Annotated in this window: 17 protein-coding genes; 6 read left to right on the forward strand and 11 right to left on the reverse strand. The window is 48.5% G+C overall.

All coding sequences use genetic code 11. The annotated features are described in order from the left end of the window. Positions 1-121: 121 nt before the first annotated feature. Positions 122-817: a pyrimidine dimer DNA glycosylase/endonuclease V gene (locus ABEA14_RS03890; RefSeq protein ID WP_345338548.1), complete on the forward strand. Its 696-nt coding sequence runs from the start codon at positions 122-124 to the stop codon at positions 815-817. Beyond that, on the forward strand, positions 817-1206 hold the full coding sequence (gene msrB / locus ABEA14_RS03895) for a peptide-methionine (R)-S-oxide reductase MsrB (RefSeq protein WP_345338549.1): 390 nt from the start codon (positions 817-819) through the stop codon (positions 1204-1206). The genes ABEA14_RS03890 and msrB overlap by 1 nt, the downstream gene beginning before the upstream one ends. Positions 1207-1471: 265 nt before the next feature. Here msrB and ABEA14_RS03900 read toward each other — a convergent pair whose 3' ends face one another. After that, the gene (locus tag ABEA14_RS03900; RefSeq protein WP_345338550.1) at positions 1472-2278 is read right to left on the reverse strand and encodes a DUF2989 domain-containing protein; all 807 of its coding nucleotides are present in this window, start codon (positions 2276-2278) and stop codon (positions 1472-1474) included. A 329-nt stretch (positions 2279-2607) separates the two neighbouring features. Between ABEA14_RS03900 and ABEA14_RS03905 the strand changes: the two genes are divergently transcribed. The 3 genes from ABEA14_RS03905 (at position 2608) to kdsB (ending at position 5701) form a co-directional block, all read left to right on the forward strand. Continuing rightward, complete coding sequence (locus ABEA14_RS03905) at positions 2608-3795, forward strand: DegT/DnrJ/EryC1/StrS family aminotransferase (RefSeq protein WP_345338551.1); 1188 nt, start codon at positions 2608-2610, stop codon at positions 3793-3795. 19 nt (positions 3796-3814) lie between these two features. Beyond that, positions 3815-4885: a 3-deoxy-alpha-D-manno-octulosonate 8-oxidase KdnB gene (kdnB, locus tag ABEA14_RS03910; protein WP_345338552.1), complete on the forward strand. Its 1071-nt coding sequence runs from the start codon at positions 3815-3817 to the stop codon at positions 4883-4885. A gap of 69 nt (positions 4886-4954) precedes the next feature. Continuing rightward, positions 4955-5701, forward strand: coding sequence for a 3-deoxy-manno-octulosonate cytidylyltransferase (gene kdsB / locus ABEA14_RS03915; protein WP_345338553.1), 747 nt, complete (start codon positions 4955-4957; stop codon positions 5699-5701). 95 nt (positions 5702-5796) lie between these two features. On the opposite strand, the gene glnS is transcribed toward kdsB, so the two are convergent. The 6 genes from glnS to fur all read right to left on the reverse strand — a co-directional run bounded on the left by glnS (position 5797) and on the right by fur (position 14000). Then, positions 5797-7464, reverse strand: coding sequence for a glutamine--tRNA ligase (gene glnS / locus ABEA14_RS03920; protein WP_345338554.1), 1668 nt, complete (start codon positions 7462-7464; stop codon positions 5797-5799). Between the two features lie 146 nt (positions 7465-7610). Then, positions 7611-9311, reverse strand: a complete 1701-nt coding sequence (locus tag ABEA14_RS03925; RefSeq protein WP_345338555.1) for a GH3 auxin-responsive promoter family protein — start codon at positions 9309-9311, stop codon at positions 7611-7613. Between the two features lie 25 nt (positions 9312-9336). Next, positions 9337-10455, reverse strand: coding sequence for a mandelate racemase/muconate lactonizing enzyme family protein (locus tag ABEA14_RS03930; protein WP_345338556.1), 1119 nt, complete (start codon positions 10453-10455; stop codon positions 9337-9339). Continuing rightward, on the reverse strand, positions 10445-11416 hold the full coding sequence (locus tag ABEA14_RS03935) for an alpha/beta fold hydrolase (RefSeq protein WP_345338557.1): 972 nt from the start codon (positions 11414-11416) through the stop codon (positions 10445-10447). The genes ABEA14_RS03930 and ABEA14_RS03935 overlap by 11 nt, the downstream gene beginning before the upstream one ends. Further along, positions 11409-13469 (reverse strand): serine/threonine-protein kinase, encoded by a 2061-nt coding sequence (locus ABEA14_RS03940; RefSeq protein ID WP_345338558.1) that lies wholly within the window; start codon positions 13467-13469, stop codon positions 11409-11411. Before ABEA14_RS03940 ends, ABEA14_RS03935 begins: the two co-directional genes overlap by 8 nt. 99 nt (positions 13470-13568) lie before the next feature. Beyond that, on the reverse strand, positions 13569-14000 hold the full coding sequence (gene fur / locus ABEA14_RS03945; RefSeq protein ID WP_345338559.1) for a ferric iron uptake transcriptional regulator: 432 nt from the start codon (positions 13998-14000) through the stop codon (positions 13569-13571). Positions 14001-14213: 213 nt separating this feature from the next. Between fur and ABEA14_RS03950 the strand changes: the two genes are divergently transcribed. Continuing rightward, complete coding sequence (locus ABEA14_RS03950; RefSeq protein ID WP_345338560.1) at positions 14214-14657, forward strand: DUF4442 domain-containing protein; 444 nt, start codon at positions 14214-14216, stop codon at positions 14655-14657. 28 nt (positions 14658-14685) lie between these two features. Here the strand turns inward: ABEA14_RS03950 and fldA are convergent, their stop codons facing one another. From fldA to ABEA14_RS03970, 4 genes are all read right to left on the reverse strand, one after another. Next, positions 14686-15210, reverse strand: coding sequence for a flavodoxin FldA (fldA, locus tag ABEA14_RS03955; RefSeq protein WP_345338561.1), 525 nt, complete (start codon positions 15208-15210; stop codon positions 14686-14688). Between the two features lie 63 nt (positions 15211-15273). Continuing rightward, positions 15274-15546, reverse strand: coding sequence for a LexA regulated protein (gene ybfE / locus ABEA14_RS03960; protein ID WP_345338562.1), 273 nt, complete (start codon positions 15544-15546; stop codon positions 15274-15276). 2 nt (positions 15547-15548) lie between these two features. Continuing rightward, on the reverse strand, positions 15549-15773 hold the full coding sequence (locus ABEA14_RS03965; RefSeq protein ID WP_345338563.1) for a DUF2788 domain-containing protein: 225 nt from the start codon (positions 15771-15773) through the stop codon (positions 15549-15551). 65 nt (positions 15774-15838) lie between these two features. Then, the gene (locus tag ABEA14_RS03970; RefSeq protein WP_345338564.1) at positions 15839-16603 is read right to left on the reverse strand and encodes an alpha/beta fold hydrolase; all 765 of its coding nucleotides are present in this window, start codon (positions 16601-16603) and stop codon (positions 15839-15841) included. Positions 16604-16709: the final 106 nt, after the last annotated feature.

Raw genomic sequence — 16709 nt, forward strand, 5'->3', positions numbered from 1 at the left:
GGGCTGGGGTCTAAACTCTGGCCCTTTTTATTGGCGTGGATAGCACTAACGGCTAACATTCTGCTGAGAAGTAATACCGATCCGCATATCTTTATGCGGATCGGTATAGAGGGCCGTGAATATGAAAATTTGGGATGTTAATCCTGGCTACTTAAGCCGCCAACTGCTGCTTGCAGAACACACTGAGCTTCATTCCATTCACCAATTGATCGAAACTCAACTAGATGGCGTTAATCAAATGAAACCGTCATTGTTGCGCTGGATATACCATCCGGCGGCCTTGGCGTTGAGGCACGCTGCCGTAGTGGAAGAGATGAGGCTGCGGGGTATCGAGCACAAAACTGCGATGCCGGTGCCAACAACGGCATCCGAGTGGCCATCTCAGGAAGGTGATTGGAATGCCGCGACTCAATATGCTGAGCTGGCAGATAAGGGGCAGGAAGGGCGTATCCCTCTCCCCGTGTCACTCGAAATCCTTTGGGAACAACATGCCTATTCGGTAATGGCCAGAGATGCCAAACTGTTTAAGCGGCTGCAAATTCAGGTTGCCTCAAAAGAAATCGAGTTTGATAGTTTGGCTAACCTACTTGTGGATACATTAAGGCGCCCGTGCCATCAGCATCACTGGGATATGGTGGTTGAGGGGATGTGGGAACCGTGTAAGCAGGCAGATGAGGCAATGGATTACAGCTCCAGCTACCAACGTCCGAATCGATTGATTCGGGGGATCCAATATTTGGCTTCGGAGTACAAATGGCCCGAGCTATGGCATGCGACGGCGCTCTGTGAACTGTCCGCCGCAGTAAGAGTGAATTAATGACTAATAAAAACAAATACAAAGATAAATTAACGCCTGAGCAATATGCGGTATGTTGGGAAAAGGCCACAGAACGTCCTTTTAGCGGCGAGCTATTGCACAATAAGGAAACTGGCAGTTACCACTGCGTATGCTGCCATGCTGAATTATTCTCTTCAGAGACTAAGTTTGATGCTGGCTGTGGTTGGCCAAGTTTTTATGACGCGGCTATCGAGGGGGCGATCCTCTACGAAAAAGATCTGACCCATGGCATGGTGAGAACGGAAATCATGTGTGCGAAGTGTGGTTCACACTTGGGTCATGTGTTTGATGATGGCCCGGAACCAACCGGTCAAAGGTATTGTGTGAACTCCTTGTCGCTGACGTTTGAGCCGACATCAGATAGTTAGGGTCTGTTGACCTTTGCTGTTTGTTTTTGCAGCAATGTGTTGGCGATTTAGGCGAGGCAGAGGGTGTGAAGTTGAGTGGCCCTCAATAAATGGCCGATAACGAAGCATAAATCGCCAACAAATGCTGCCCGAAGGGTTCGTTGAAACACGTCCTGAGCTGCGTCATTCATTACTTACTTAGATCGCTAAGCTACGTAGCTCACTTCTCGCTCAAAACGTGTTTCATTCGAACAAAATCCATACACGAAAGGTCAACAGACCCTAGTTACTCTATCTTCGGTTCAGGCAGGCTGAAGGTGCCATCTTCAATACTTTGATAGACCTCTTCAGCCTTCTTATCTAGTTGCTCTCGCTGCTCGGTATTGACTCTCAGATAGCGGCTATTTGCTTCAATATCAATTGACTTCAATTCTGCAAGTTCCCCAACTTTGAGCCATAGGTAAGCCAGCTCACCTTTGCGGTGCTGAGTAAAGATAGTGGCCAACATTGTAATAATGCTTGAGTCGTAATGCGTTGGGCCTTCAGCTAGATAGAGCGCCTTATAGAGTTTGTTTACTGCTTGTTGAGGATCACTTTTTATCTTTGCACCAGCCAGGCGAAACTGCATATCGGTCCGTTCAAGCAGACCTTGATCATCCATGGCAACCAGCTTGTCGTAAGCTTCCAGACTGCCATGACGGCTCCAGTGGTAATAGAGTAAGTCTGGTGTGTTATCGCCTTCGGTTTCCTTACTTACTTGCTCAATTTGAGCCAAGGCTGCGAGGTAGCCATTAACGCGCTGTGTGGTTTGCTCTTTGTTATTGGTATGCTGTATCTGGGACGCACGTTCGATGCAGTCCCTGTAGTCTTCCAGATGCATCAACAGTTCATACTTGCCGATCCCGGTTGATTGCTTCTGCAGTTGGTAGCGTTGCTTAATCAGGTCTGCACGCTCATAACGACACCAACCGTCGCTGTTCAGGTCTGAGCAATGTTCAGGATACGCTTTGCAGATCTCTCGAACATTGCCGGGCTCTCCACATGCAACCAGGAGGGTTAGGCTAATAGCGAGAATGAACTGTTTGCGAACCATTGAAACTCCGAACTTAACGTTGACGCGGCATTATGACACAAGCCAACTAACTCTTTGTTAAGCTTTTAATTGTTAACGTGATATCGAAACTTAACTTATGTCATGGATAGTGGACTTATGTACTGTTTTTGACCTGAACCTGACTCACTAATTGTGGTCAGATCTAGGCTATCAATCTTCCATTTAGTGATATCATAGAGTTATTAAAAAAAGCGTAGACCTATTTGGTCGACTTATTGAGCAAATACAGCCTGTATTTTGTCTCGCGCCCAGTTTAAGTGCTGAAGTCAGCACGTGTTCATAGACGTCTTATCGAGGAGATGGCCGGCATGCCTGGTTTTGAGTTATTTGGCCCTGAAGAACAACAAGAAGTTAAAGAAGTAATGGAGCAGGGCTTCACCTTCCGTTACAACTTTGATGCGATGCGAAATGATCATTGGAAAGCGCGCGACATGGAACAGATGTTGTGTGAAAAGTTCGATGTGAAACATGCGCACCTGCTCTCTTCTGGTACAGCAGCGCTGCAGACCGCCTTGGCGGCGTCTGGTATTGGTGCCGGTGACGAAGTGATTGTGCCGCCATTTACTTTTGTTGCTTCTGTTGAAGCGGTTGTGATGGCTGGCGCGGTTCCTGTGTTTGCTGAAATCGACGAGACGCTGTGTATCTCTCCTGAAGGTCTCAAAGCGGCGATTACGCCTCGCACCAAAGCCGTTAACTTAGTACACATGTGTGGTTCGATGGCTAAGATGGACGAGATCCGTGCGATCTGTGAAGAATACAATATCGTACTGATGGAGGATGCCTGTCAGGCTATCGGTGGTTCATACAAAGGCAAAATGCTGGGCACCATTGGTGATGTGGGTTGTTTCTCATTCGATTCAGTGAAAACCATCACCTGCGGTGAAGGTGGTGCGGTGATCACCAACAACCCTGAAATCTATAATCACGCCCATATGTTTACTGACCATGGCCACGACCATGTAGGTAATGACCGCGGTGCTGAGAGCCACCCAATCATGGGACTTAACTTCCGTATTTCAGAAATGAATGCTGCTGTGGGTGTGGCGCAACTTCGCAAGTTAGACAAGATTGTTGAGATCCAACGTCGTAACAAGAAGCTTATTAAAGATGCTATGGCGTCAATCGAAGAAGTTTCATTCCGCGAAATCCCTGATGAAGCGGGCGATTCTGCTGGCTTCCTGAGCTTCATGTTGCCGTCGGAAACTCGCACCGTTGAGATTAACAAAAAGCTGGCTGAACACGGTGTAGATGGTTGTTTTTATTGGTACGTTAACAACTGGCACTACCTGAAGAACTGGGACCACATCAAACAGATGAAATCTGCAGCCAAGTTGCCGATTGAGCTGGTTCAGGAGCGTCCTGATTACAGCCAGGTTCAGACGCCTAAGTCTGACGATATCATGAGCCGTACTATTTCCATGCTGATCAAACTTTCCTGGAGCGAAGAAGAGATCCAGCAGCGTATTGAAAATATTAAGAAAGCCTTTGCAGCATAAGCTGATGGAGCAATAAAAGATGAGTTTCAAAAACTTCAAAGTTGTACCAAAAATGATTTTTGGCCGCGGTTCGTTCGCTCAACTGGACGAAGTGCTGGCAGAAGAGCGTAAGCGTGACGATGACTTCGTTGTTTTTCTGGTAGACGATGTACATCAGGGCAAGCCGCTGGAAGGCCGCGTGCCTTTAAAGGCACAGGATCAGCTCATTTGGGTCAACGTCGATGAAGAACCAACAACCAAACAGGTAGACAGCCTGACTGAACAGGTTCAGGCCCATGCAGGCAAGACGCCGGTAAGTGTTGTTGGCCTGGGTGGCGGGTCAACCATGGACCTGGCCAAAGCGGTATCCCTGATGCTTACCAACCCTGGCGGTTCAGCCATGTATCAGGGCTGGGATTTGATTAAGAATCCTGCTGTTCACCACATTGGAATTCCAACACTGTCTGGTACCGGTGCAGAGGCTTCTCGTACCGCAGTTCTCTGCGGCCCAGAGCGCAAGCTGGGTCTCAACTCCGACTACACGGTGTTCGACCAGATCATTATGGATCCTGAGCTGATCAAAGATGTACCTACCGACCAATGGTTCTATACCGGTATGGATTGTTACATCCACTGCATCGAATCTCTGGAAGGAACTTACCTGAACGAGTTCTCTAAAGCTTACGGCGAGAAATCATTAGACCTTTGTCGTGAAGTTTATATTGATGACCACCCTGAAAAAGACGACAAGTTGATGATGGCGTCCTTTATGGGTGGTATGTCTATCGCCTACAGTCAGGTAGGTGCGTGTCATGCGCTTTCTTACGGCCTTTCCTACGTATTGGGCTACCATCATGGTATTGGCAACTGTATTGCCTTTGATGTGCTGGAAGAGTTCTACCCTGAGGGTGTGAAAGAATTCCGTCAGATGATGGACAAGCACAACATTACGTTGCCAAAAGGTATCTGTAAGGACCTGCCAGATGAAACCATTGCTAAGATGGTGAAAGTAGCTAAGAGCTTAGGTCCACTGTGGCACAACGTATATGGCGACGGTTGGGAAGATAAAGTGACTGATGAGTTACTGACAGGACTTTATCGTCGTATCTAACCTTTAAGCGTGCGATTTGAGCCACTTCATGCCGAATGAAGTGGCTCTATTTATATCAGGTGTATGAAAATGAGTGTGACTGTATTGATCCCTGCGCGTTATGGCTCCAGCCGTTTTCCTGGCAAGCCATTGGCGATGATCCACCATAAACCAATGATCCAGCACGTTTACGAACGGGCCCGTCAGGCTAAGCTGGTTGATGAGGTTTATGTGGCGACTGACGACGAGCTTATCCGTGATACCGTGGAAGGGTTTGGTGGCAAAGTGGTAATGACCAGTGCTGAAGCTGCCTCGGGCACCGACAGAATTGACGATGCGGCTGACCGTTTGGGTTTGGCTAAAACGGATCTCATTATTAATGTGCAAGGTGATCAGCCGTTGATTGATCCCGCGTCCATTGATCAGGTGGTGTCGCTGTTTAAAGATGCCCCCGGTGAGTTTGAAATGGCAACGCTCGCTTATCGTATTACCAATGAAGCTGAGCTTGACGATCCCATGCACGTAAAAATGGTGTTTGATCGTAATTTCAATGCGCTTTATTTCTCACGCTCCCGCATACCGTTTAACCGAGATGGCGAGGAAGACTATCCCGTCTATAAACACTTAGGCGTGTATGGTTACACCCGCCGTTTTGTGGGCGCATTCGGCAAGTGGCCTGTTACTGAGCTTGAAAACCTGGAAAAACTTGAGCAGCTAAGAGCGCTGGAGTTTGGGGAGAAAATTAAGGTTGCAGTCACTACCTCTGATTCACCAGAAGTCGATACGCTCGAGGATATTCGCAAGTGTGAAGATGCGCTTCAGGGGCAGCCATACTAAGCTTCTACTGACCCGAACAGTAAAAAAGCCGAGCATAAATGCTCGGCTTTTTTAGTCCCTGCAGACGGGGTTATAGAGTAGGGCGGTGAATCGCCTTATCCACCCCAGGTGTCACGCAGTGCAACGGTGCGATTGAATACCAGGCTGTCAGCGCTGGAATCGACACTATCCGCACAGAAGTATCCTTCGCGTTCGAACTGATACGCTTTTTCAGCTTCTGCAGAAGCCAGTGAAGGCTCAACAAAGCCTTTCTTGATCACCAAAGATTCTGGATTCAGAACCGAGTGAAAGTCTTCCGCGGCGCCCGGATTTGCTTCGGTGAAAAGACGATCATAGATACGGAATTCAGCAGGCTTGGAGTGCGTTGCTGAAACCCAGTGGATCACACCTTTTACCTTGCGGCCATCTGCTGGGTTCTTGCCCAGTGTTTCAGGGTCGTAACTGCAACGGATCTCAGTGATCTCGCCATCGGCATCTTTAATTACTTCGTCTGCTCGAACGACATAGGCATTGCGCAGGCGAACCTCTTTGCCCAGTACCAAACGCTTGTACTTCTTGTTTGCTTCCTCGCGGAAGTCAGCACGGTCGATATAGATTTCACGCGTAAACGGAAGCTCACGTTCACCCATAGACTCATCTTTAGGGTGCGCAGGCGCTTTCAGAAGCTCCTGATGACCTTCGTCCAGATTAGTGATAACCAGTTTAACCGGGTCGATGACGGCCATAGCGCGCGGCGCATTGTGCTCCAGATCTTCACGGATCACTGCTTCCAGCATGCCGATTTCGACCATGTTCTCCTGCTTGGTCACGCCAATGCGCTTACAGAACTCACGGATGGATGCTGGGGTGTAGCCACGACGACGCAAACCGGCGATGGTAGGCATGCGTGGGTCATTCCAACCTGACACCAAACCCTCTGTCACCAGGGAGTTCAGCTTACGCTTGGACATTACTGTGTATTCCAGATTCAGGCGAGAGAACTCGTACTGACGAGGCTGGCAGTCGATAGTGATGTTATCCAGCACCCAATCATACAGCTGACGGTTATCCTGGAATTCCAGTGTACATAGCGAGTGAGTGATCCCCTCAAGCGCATCAGAGATACAGTGAGTGAAATCGTACATCGGATAGATGCACCACTTATCACCTGTCTGGTGGTGATGAGCGAATTTAACCCGGTAGATTACTGGATCGCGCATGCACATAACGGGCGATGACATGTCGATTTTTGCGCGCAGGCAGCAGCTGCCTTCGGCCATCTCGCCATTTTTCATTTGCTCGAACAGCGCGAGATTTTCTTCAACTGGCGTGTCTCGATATGGGCTGTTTTTCCCAGGCTCTTTAAGCGTGCCTCGATATTCGCGGATCTCGTCAGGTGAGAGCTTGTCGACGTACGCCAGACCTTTTTTGATCAGTTCTACAGCGTAATCATACAGCGTGTCGAAGTAGTTCGAGGAGTAACAAACGTCACCATCCCACGTAAAGCCAAGCCAGTTAACGTCTTGCTTGATTGAGTTTACGTAGTCGATATCTTCTCTTTCTGGATTGGTATCGTCAAAGCGCAAGTTACATTGGCCTTGGTAGTCCAATGCAATTCCAAAGTTCAGGCAGATCGACTTTGCGTGGCCGATGTGAAGGTAGCCATTAGGCTCTGGTGGAAAACGCGTGTGAACCGAAGTGTGCTTTCCTTCTGCCAGATCTTTATCGATGATCTGACGAATAAAGTTGCTCGGTGTGGGCGTGACGGTAGCCGCCTCAGACATGAAAAAACCTCTACGAGTCAAACAGACAATAATTCGAGGCTATGATCCATGATTGTAGGGCTTAACTCAATACAATTAGTGCGGGAAACGGGTGTTTTAATGTGTAAAGGGTGTGAGGCAGTCGATATGCCTCACACCTTTCAGATTTAAGACTGTTCAACGTCCAGTGTTTTCACCAACTCAGGTTTAATCACTGTGGTTTCTGCCTTAATCGGGCTTAACAGCTCGGTTTTTGCCTGGAACATGCGTTTACCTTCCGCAACCTGCGCTTTTCTAGCCCGTTCATACCAACCATCGCGCATCACGTGCAGCAATGGGGCGTGCAGACGCTGAGATTTACGCTTGGCTTCGTACTCGACGTTAATTTCGCGCAGAGCCTGGTCAAATGCCTCGATAAACTGGATTAGAGCGTCATCGTCATAATGACCGACAGGCTCCAATCGCAAAAGATAACGACTCTCTTCGGTGTAAGCTTCTGCCTTAAAGTGATCTGCCAGTACACCGCTGGCTACGCTGGCTTTCTGAATGGCATCAATCACCTGGTTCACACTCAGTTTTTCACCGGTGATATTAGTCATGCCACGTCCTTTGCGCAGGAAGCGGATTTTCGGCGAGCTCTTGTAGAAGCCCTCGACAGTTATGACATCATTAATGTCGTAGCGGTACAGACCGCCCGTCGTCGTGAGGAAGATGTAGTACTCGCCGCCGGTTTTCAGTTTTTCTATGGTCAGGAAGTTCCATTGGCTGGGATCATTGGGCGCGTTAAGCACATCGTCAGCCTGCACAAACTCGTAAAAATTTACATCCAGGGCGAGGGGACCGGCGCAACCTTTATCCGATAGGGGCACCGAACAGCGCGCTTCGCTCGAAAGAAAGCCCCAATCGCGTACCTGTTTCGGACTGTTGCCGTCAGGGTCAAACCATGCCGGGAACTTCTCTAGATAATGACCAACCGTGCCGCCTTTCCAGCAACCAATGAGCGCCAGCTCTGGCCAATAGTCGCCGGGCAGTAAACGGCCGTCTCGTTTGTTTTGCTGCTTCTGCAAAAAGTCTGCACGTGCAGGGTCTGGCGACAGGCCGCTCTCTAGTGCCTGACGTAATTCAGGTTCGATACTGAACCTTGTACTAAGCGTACCCTGGCGAATATCTTCAATCAGAGGAGTGCCGTATTCATCGGCTTTCTCACACATCTTGAGAATGGAAGAGGGGTTGGCAGTGGCGAGCAAAGAAACTTTTTCCGACAGGGCAAACCGCATCAATGCATAGTATTTTGCTTCGTAATCCTCAATCTCAAACACTTCATATGGGATGGCATAGATTTTCTGCACTATACTCGGCATCTGTTTGTAGATATGACCCGAAGTGGAGCCATAGCTCAAACCAGACTCTGTATAGCCTTCTACAGCAGGGGATACCAATGAAACGATTTTGCCTTTATACAGATTTGGGTGAGCGCGTTTTGCATGATACATCCACGCTCGCATCATGTCTGACGAAGCATTTCGCTGGCAGCTGGGAGTGACGGGAATAAACTTGGCCTTACCCGTCGTGCCGCTGGTTTGGGCAAACATCACCGGCTGTTCTGCGGTGAGAATATTGCTTTCTCCCGCCGTCATTCGCTCGATTTCAGGCCGAATGTCTTCGTAGCTGACTAAGGGCGCGGCGGCTTGATAATCTTCAATGGTTTTTATATTGGCAAAGCCATAACGTTTGCCGTATTCGGTATCAGCGTTTTGTTTAATGATTCTGAGCAGCAGGGCACGCTGGGTATCTAATCCGCCGATGGCGGTTTTGCTGAATCGGCTGGCAGAGATCTTAGCTAGAAAATGAATGATGTATCCGATCATAGTGTTACGTCTCCTTCAAACTCGATTATTCCGCATACTTCTGCCAGTTTGATGTATCTGGTGAAATACCGAAGCCAGGGTTTTCCGAAAGGTTTGCGATGCCGCCCGGTCCCAATTGCACCACGGGGCTAAAGGGGTCACCTTCCAGCAATAAAGTGCCGAAACAGCCCTCACGCCATTTCAGGGCGGGCGTTAAATTGGCCAGTGTTAAACCTGCGGAGCTAAGCAAACTGGTCTCACCTACCTGAGCGCCGAGTTGGCAACCAATACCATGCTCTGCTGCCAGTTTAGTCAGCGCAATACTGTTGGTGAGACCACCACATTTTGAGATGCGAATATTGAACAGGTCGCAGGCTTTCTGTTCTATAAGCTGGTGAGCGTCAGCTCGACTGCAGATAGACTCATCCACCATCACTGGCGTAATTTTCGCCGCAGTGAGTTGAGTGAGGCCTGGCAGGTCTTCAGAAGCCAAGGGTTGCTCGATCGAGGCCAATTCAAAAGGTGTTAACGTGGAAAGTTGCGATTCTGCTTCGTCAGCATCAGCCCAAGCCGCATTAGCATCGCCTCTAAGTGAAACTTCGGTACCTAGCACCTCTCTGACTGCGGTCAGAATTTTTTGGTTATGTTCAAGATCTGAGACCAACTTGACCTTGCACATCTTGATACCAAACTTTTTCACCATGTGAGCATTGGCGACAACGTTTTCTATTTTTTCACTGGCAATGACGGCGCTATACAACTGGGGCTTAAAATGTTGGTCGGTAAATAGCCGTAATACAGGTGTCTGTTTGCTTCGGGCAAACAAATCCAGAAGTGCGAGTTCCAATGCGCAAAATGCTGCATGCTGATCCCGGGGAAGTTGCTGCAGAGCCTCTTCGACCCAACGCTGGAGTTCGCCAAAACTATGGAACTCAGCGCCTTCAATTTTGCTGAACCAGTGCTGTGTTAGTGCCTTGATAACCGAATCTACGCTTTCACCGCTGACATATTCACGGGGGCAAGACTCGCCAAACCCTTTGTGGCCTTGATCATCTTCAAGCGTGACTATGACATTCCGAGCGGTAGAGCGTGAAGCAAGGGCATGCTGCACTTCGTAGTTCATGGGGATGGAAACGATAGAAACCGAGGCCTGCTTAATTCGCATTGCGCTCTCCTTGTTGAATCAACCATTGGCCGATTAGACGGCTAAGTTGGTCCGGGGTTTCAAACTGCAGTGAGTGAATTTGATCTGGATAGTCTGTTTGGTCAATATTTGAGCGTGAACGGCGCAAAAGTGACACGATCCCATCGTTATCAACGATTTCATCATGCTCAGCCAGGTGAAGTGAAATGGGTAAATCGAAGCTTTCGATGCCCTTATTTATAGCCTTATCTATTCTATTCGTTGCCCAAAGGAAGCTTGCGCTGGCGGTAGTATTGCGCAATGAGTCGTTGCGGATAAAACTCAAAAAGAGTGGGTCATCGGTAAACATGGGTGCCTGAATAGGTACTGGAAATGCCGCTTCAGAACAGAGTAAGGCGCAGAAACCTATGCCGAGTTTTTGCCATAACGAGTAATCGACCTTGGCAACTAAACCTGGGGTTATCAGTATAACGCCGTCAATTTTTTCTGGATATTGCATGCTGTAATGCATAGCCAGTTTTCCACCCCAAGAAAGCCCAATCAGATATCGCTTCTTGTAGTTGGGCGTAACCTGGTCAATTAACTGATTCAGATCCTCTGTTAACTGATCTGCAGAATCTGCATGGCCGGGTTCTAATCCCATTTCTGCGCGATTTGTGCCACTGCCTCGGCGGTCGGGTAGGTAGACGTCGTACCCTTGACCAGCCAACCGTGAAGCAACCAAATGAAACCAGCCACTATGGCTTTCTATGCCGTGCAGGTAGATAAGCGCGATATCAGATTCTGTTGCGGCAAGATGGGAAAAATAGTTGAGCGGTTGTTGTCCTTCTCCCTGGAACTGTTGCGGCTGCCTTTGTTGTAACCATTGCTGCAGCTCCAATTCCAACTGTTTGCTCGAAGTTTGATCGGCAGATGCCACACTGGCTGCGCCTGAAAGAAAAACAACAATAAAACAGGTGGCAAGACACCGCAGACTAAGCATCTTCAGTTTCCTCGGGTTCGTGTTTTAGCAATGGCTCTGCATATTGCGACCACCAGCCAAAAGCGTCAGTTTGTTGCCACGGGTAGAGTGCTTGAAGTCGATCTAGTTCCTCTAAAATCTCGAAAACGTCACGAGGGCGCTGTTCAGGTTGCTTGCTGATACATCGCATGACTAAAGAGGCCAATCGCGCTTCGATAGGGGCGGACACAGCATCAGAAATAGGTACAGGCGACTCCTTCAACGCTGATAGCGCGATCTGTAGTGCATTTGTGCCTGTGAACAGGTCTTTGCCACTGAGCATGTTGTACGCTACTGCACCTAGGGCATAGATATCTGTTCGGGCGTCACACAGACTCGGATTCTGTAGTCGCTCCGGTGCAATGTAAGCAGGCGTTCCAGCAATGGATTGGGTTTGCGTCAGTTGGGTAGATTCAGGATCTGAGATATCTTTGACCAAGCCAAAATCAAGTACTTTGACATGATCGTAAATACCACCCTGGTTACACAACATGATATTGGGCGGCTTGATATCTCGATGAATCAGGCCGCGGCTATGTGCTTCCGCCAGGGACCCGCACACTTGTCGCAGAATATGGATGACTCTGGCCTGAGGCATGGGGCCAAATTGCTCAATGTAGTCGCCGAGGTTAAACCCGCGAATAAACTCCATGGCATAGTAAAAAGTCCCATCAGGGCTCAGACCATAGTCATACACCTGGATTGTGTTAGGGTGACTGAGCAGTGCCGTTTGCTGTACTTCCAGTTCGAAGCGGTCGATGATCTCTTCTGTCAGCATGCTTTTCTTCAGCACTTTCAATGCCGTTGGACGCCGGAGCAATGCATGTTTGGCGCGATAAACTGTACCTATGCCTCCTTCACCTATCTTTTCTTTCAGTCGATATTGCCCCAGTTGCTCAAATGCGTTGACCTGGTCATCTAGTCGTCGCATTCGTACCTGATAAATCACCATGGCGACACCGCTGAACGCCAGCAGGGCAAACATTAGTATTTCGGTGTAGAGCAGGGGAGAGATAAGGTCCAGCATTTCTGAACGGTTAACTTCGACAGCAAAGCCTATTTGTAGCTCAGGAACCCAGAACCATACGCCCATAACTTCTTCGTTACGATAACTGCGATAACCGTCAAAATTGCTGCCACTGCCCAAGGTCAGGGCGCGCTGAATAGGAAGTACTGGTAACCCTTCTTTGCTGGAGGGATCTGTAAGGCGCACATTAAGTACCGTACTCTTTCGCTCAGAATCAATGAGAAGACCCGCGCGCTTAACATCGTTCAAGAGTGGGCTTTCAGAAATCATCATCCCTTCTGCATTGAAGTAATACATCTCAATGCGCTCATCACTTCGATACAGTTCAGTAATAAGGTTAAATTCGAGCGATGCGTTCAATAGTTCAACCAGATAGAAATCCTGGGGTAGTGCATCCACTTCAATACGCGTGGCGATCAGCATGACGGGGGGAAGTTTGGTATCTGGCACCAGTCGGTCGGCAAACATCACGCTACTCAACCTGACATTTCGCTCGACAACGCTCTCAATCAGTCGAATATTTGCTCTGGATAGCATTGAACCCAGGGCATGCTGTTTAGTCGAGGCAATGATCTCTCCAGCCTGATTCAAGATCATAAAGCCCATCGAGTCTGAAGAGGATAGGCCTTGTTCGACTTCGAGGCTAAGCTCGTCCTGGATCTTGCGCATCTGTTCTGACGAGGCCGACTGATAACGCTTGAGCAGGGTATGAACCTGATGTCGGGTCGCCACACTATCAGCCAGGCCCATTTCAGTTTTTGCCCAAAACTGGACTGCAGCGACTTGGGAATCTAATTGTTGCTGGATTTTTGCCGCGAAAAGGTCTTCGGCGGCTTCAATAATGTGAAACCTCAGGAATACGCCCAGTGCAATCAGTATCAGGCTGGTGATGGCGACGTGCCGATACACAGCCATGCGCCGGGGACGGCGATAGTGAGTGTTATCTATCTTCGCGTAGGTGCGAACGAGTCTTTGTTGTAGTTGTTTTGGAAGTGGTGATTTCGCCAAGCCATTTTCCCTATTAAAAATAGAAAGTTAGCTAACAAAATCAGAGTGTAGCCGAAAGTCTGAACGAATGTGTGACTTTCGGCTTGATATGGATAGGTATTACTTATCTTTGTTACAGCAGTCTTCTTTGGTGCAATGACCGTAGAGGTAGAGGCTGTGAGCTGCCAGGTCGATGTTGTTCGCTTTGGCGATTTCACTCTGACGCTTCTCAATGGTGTCATCAACAAATTCAACCACAGCACCGCAGTCTAAACATACCAAGTGATCGTGGTGATGGCTTGTGGCGAGTTCGAAAACCGATTTGCCGCCTTCGAAATGGTGACGGGTAACAATACCGGCATCATCAAATTGGTTAAGCACCCGGTAGACGGTAGCCAGACCGATCTCTTCACCGTGGTCGATGAGTTTTTTGTAGAGATCTTCTGCACTGACGTGCTGGTTGCCTGGTTGCTGTAGTAACTCAAGAATTTTTACGCGTGGCAAAGTGACTTTCAGGCCAGCTTTCTTGAGCGCTTGATTTTCATCCGTCATCCGATTTCCCGTTTTACTTTGCGCTTTTATGGGGCTTTTTGTTTGTCCAATTATAGGGTTATCGGCACCAAAATAAACCACAAATCGGAATACTTGAGTAGTTAACCTTGAATTGTGACCCAAGCTTGTACTAATGTTTGGTGGTCAGACCAGTAGAGGGTGAATATGCGCGCAGTTTTTGAGCGACCACGACTATTAAGGCGAATCTTAAATTTGTGGCCGCCGTTTTTGTTTACCGGGATCCGGATAGAGCATCTCAGTGAGGATTATTTGAAGTGTCGTGTTGGATTGCGATTAAGGCCTTGGAATCGTAACGCCAATGGTACTCACTTTGGCGGCAGTTTATTCGCCATGTCCGATCCTATTTATCCCTTGATGCTGATGGGTGTATTGGGCCACCGATACCTTATTTGCGACCGAGCCGCGGATATCAACTTCCTTAAACCGGGGAAGGGGCGGGTTTACGCGGAGTTTGAACTGACGAACCAACGCATAGATGAAATCCGCAATGCCACTGCAGGTGGAGAGAAGTATCTGCCAGAATTTATTATCAACGTGGTGGATGAAGAGGGCGATATCGTTGCTACTCTCAGGCGTACCGTATATGTCCGCCATAAGCCATGGGCGCGCAAAGACCCATTAAAAAAGGCCGCATAAGCGGCCTTTTAACTATTAACTCGTACTTTTAAGCAAAGCTGTCCAGGGACATCTCTTCGCGAATCTGGTTGCACCAGGCTTCCACACGCTCTTTGGTCAGCTCCGGTTGGCGATCTTCATCGATACCCAAGCCAACAAAATGGTTTTCATCAGCCAGTGCTTTAGAAGCTTCGAAGTCGTAACCCTCTGTGCTCCAAAGGCCTACCAGAGTTGCACCTTTAGCTTCGACTATGTCGCGGATGGTGCCCATAGCATCAAGAAAATACTCTGCATAATCTTCCTGATCGCCACAGCCAAAGATGCCAACGATTTTGTCGCTGAAGTCGATTTGCTCAAGATCAGGGAAGAAGTCATCCCAGTCACACTGGCTTTCACCGTAGTACCAGGTTGGGATGCCGAGCAGCAGGAAGTTATATTTGTCGATATCCTCAGGGGTCGCTTTTGCGATGTCATAAAGATCAGAGATCTTCTTGCCCAAGTTTTTTTGGATCATCTCTGCAACGGCTTCGGTGTTGCCTGTATCACTTCCAAAAAAGATACCTACAATCGACATGAATGTTTCCTGTTCACTAGATAAATGGATGACTCACAGCAGACTATTTTGACGCAAAGTCCCTTAGTCTGACAATGCTGCTTCTAATATAGAAGCAATTAACGCGCTGCGGTTGACTGAATGCTCTGCGCATTTTTCATCAAGTTGGTCGAGCAATGACTGATGCAGCTTTACTTCAACCCGCTTCAAACCATTCGCTTTATCGCGTTTTAACTGATTCCGCTTATTAACCTTTAATTGAACTTCTCTCGGCAGTGGGTTGGTTTTGGGTCTACCCGGTCGCTTCTGATGTTCAAAAAGGTCAATCGTCGTGCGGTCTGTATGTTCTTTTGCCATGGTTAGCTACCAATACCGCCACTTTCCATGAAAAACTGAATAACACCTTTGGCTATAAAGCCTGCGCAACCGAAGAAAAGCACCAACCAGACAATAACTCGCCCAAACTTCGGCACATCTCCTCGCTTCAACACGTCATTGATAGCAAGACCAATCAGCAGAAATATAGCGGCAAAAAACAGATTCAGGCCTATCGCTTCAATCTGTTCGAAATTTTCTGCCAGCATATTTATCTCCGGGTGGTTGCGCGGCGCGCACTATACCACAGCCGATAAGGCTGCTTCACCCCTAATTAGCTGGTTAAAAATTGACTCACCATACGGTTAAAAATGCCCGGCTTTTCGGCATGTAACCAATGGCCAGTCCCTTGAATAACCTTCGCCTTGGCATTGGGGAAGCGTAAGGCGATAGCCTCTCGGTGCTCTGTGAGAATGTATTCTGATTCGCTGCCCTTTATAAAGAGTGTGGGCGAATTGAACGGGACCGCAGCGCTGGTGGGTTTAAGAATATCCTCATAGCTATTGAGAATGCCTTGATAGTTAAACTGCCACTGGAAACCTATCTCTGTCTTGGTCAGGTTTTTTAGCAAAAACTGCCTGACGCCGAGATCCGTAAGGTGTCTGGCAAGAATTTCATCGGCTTGTTTTCGCGTTGCGACGGGTAAGGCTTCGTTTAACTCTGCAAGCCCTTTAAGCACCAGCACATGGTGGCTTTGGTATTGTACTGGCGCGATATCAGCCACAACCAGCTTATCTATCAGCTCTGGGCGTTGCATGGCGACTTCCATTGACACCTTGCCGCCCATGGAGTGACCGACAAAATGCGCTCGCTCAATGTTTAAGGCGTCAAGAGTCTCTATGATGTCGCCCGCCATATCGGTGTAGTCAGTATGTGCGATGTGAGCTGAACGACCATGGTTGATCAGGTCGACGCTCAACACGTCGAATTGCGGCTCCAGATGTCGCGCCAGCGTACCCAGGTTATCCATATTGCCAAACAAACCGTGAATCAGAACCACGGTGGGGCCATGACCTCTGCGCTGAAAATGTAATTGCATACCAGACTCCACAATAACGATAGGCGCAGAGTTTGCCTTGTGAACCGGGCGTGGGCAAGGCTTGGGCCAACTACTTAATTAGCGAAGTAGGAATTTAAACCTCGCC

The sequence above is a fragment of the Corallincola platygyrae genome (assembly GCF_039544265.1).
Lineage (GTDB): Bacteria > Pseudomonadota > Gammaproteobacteria > Enterobacterales > Neiellaceae > Corallincola > Corallincola platygyrae.